The 1,563-nt window shown below is 39.1% G+C and carries 1 protein-coding gene; it reads right to left on the bottom strand.

The window, feature by feature from the left end; all coding sequences use genetic code 11:
- Window positions 1-485 precede the first annotated feature (485 nt).
- Window positions 486-1,250, bottom strand: a complete 765-nt coding sequence (locus C8N47_RS18575) for a hypothetical protein (RefSeq protein WP_146161578.1) — start codon at window positions 1,248-1,250, stop codon at window positions 486-488.
- Window positions 1,251-1,563: the final 313 nt, after the last annotated feature.

Raw genomic sequence — 1,563 nt, 5'->3', positions numbered from 1 at the left:
CAGATCCTGGAGCTGCGCTTTGGAGAGCGCTCGGTGCTGAAGTGTAAGGATTGTGGCGGCGAACTACTGCTGCTGGAAACTTATCCCGGAAAGCGGGCGCCGCCTGTAAATCCATTGGCCGGAATGGGCCAATGACGGTGTTTTGTGGATCTTTTCGAAATACGCCCCGGAGCGTAAATGGGAAAGCTATGTCCGGTCGCCAAAACCGCCTGCCCAGAGGAGCCCCTTGCTGCCGAAAACAGGGTCAAAGCAGGAGCTATTTGGCGGGCATAGTCGGTTTTGCAGCCAAACCCGGGCTTGAAAGGCCAACAATACCACCCCAAACGCCTTCCGAAAGGGAAACAAAAAACCGATTGAAAACACTATCCGAAAATAGTTAATTAACAGTCGGTTAAGCCAGGGGCAGTGTTTAGTTCAACAAAGCCTCCAATGCCAAGCGTATGCAAGCAACGCTTGATTAGAGGCTAAGTGTTGGCAACAGTAATTTATTCATATTTTATCTCTCCGAAATTAAGATATTCCGCTATATATCTATTATTCTCATATCTCAACATTACTTCATAATCATTTTCGCCTTCCTGAAATTCTCTGTGTATTTTTAGTGTAATGTTGGTTCCGTCAACAATTATTGATTTTATCTTGTCATGGCAACCGTCATCACTACGGATTTCAAAATACGGATATTCATTGTCCCAACTTGCTTTTTTTGAATATTCATTTTGAATTAAATCAACAAGTCCAAAATAATTATTCTTTTTGTCTTTTATTAGGATTGGCTGGTCAACAGGGCACCCCATAAGGTCTCCATTATAATCCACGCCCATGCCTAAGAAATCTGTTGTTAAGATTTCGATTTGATTGCCTTCAACCGTAAAACTTGTATCTTGATTCGAGTTTTGAATTTCAAAAACTTGTCTGCCATTTACTATCCCGTTAATTTTCTCACCTTGCACTTTTACATACCAAAATGATTTACAAATCTCTTTTGTATCGTTAAACAAACTGTCTGAAATTTCAACTATATCAACAATCTGGGGTGGAATGTTAGAAATTTCTTCAATTTCATTGAGTCTATTATTGAAAATCTTAACTGACTTTCCCATTAAAATTGCTTTCCCATTAATTTTCTTAAATGTGATTTTCGAACTAACTTCAGATTTATCAGATTGAAAATGCGACTTATTAGTTGTCTGTGAACATGCTGTCAATCCAACTATTAAAATCACTAATAGTCCAAAAAAAATTCTCATATCTATCAGGTTGTTTTGTGTGTTATTATTGTTGCCAACGGACAAGTATATGAAACGTTTGGCACTTCAAAGCAATTTCTTATCAAGCCGTTACGATGTTTATTAAATGTACAGCCCTTAAAATTAGCACTTTCCGCCAAATGTTTTATATACAGTGTTGAACTAAACCCGCTTTGCGGGAGCTTATTGCACAGCTAAAAATAGGAATAGTTGGCGGGATGTTGCGACTTTCGTGCTTTTAAATTTTAAACAAATTGATTATGAGCAGAAAGTCCTACCTGGAGCAGGCCTGCGAGGCTGTTCCCGAGTTCAA

The organism is Mangrovibacterium marinum (genome assembly GCF_003046625.1).
GTDB classification, from domain to species: Bacteria; Bacteroidota; Bacteroidia; order Bacteroidales; family Prolixibacteraceae; genus Mangrovibacterium; species Mangrovibacterium marinum.
Note: the sequence above shows the minus strand (reverse complement) of the source record. Positions and strands in the feature narration are given on the sequence as shown.

Coding starts and splice junctions, on each gene's coding strand:
- C8N47_RS18575 (WP_146161578.1), bottom strand. CDS start 1,250: ATGAGAATTTTTTTTGGACTATTAGTGATTTTAATAGTTGGATTGACA.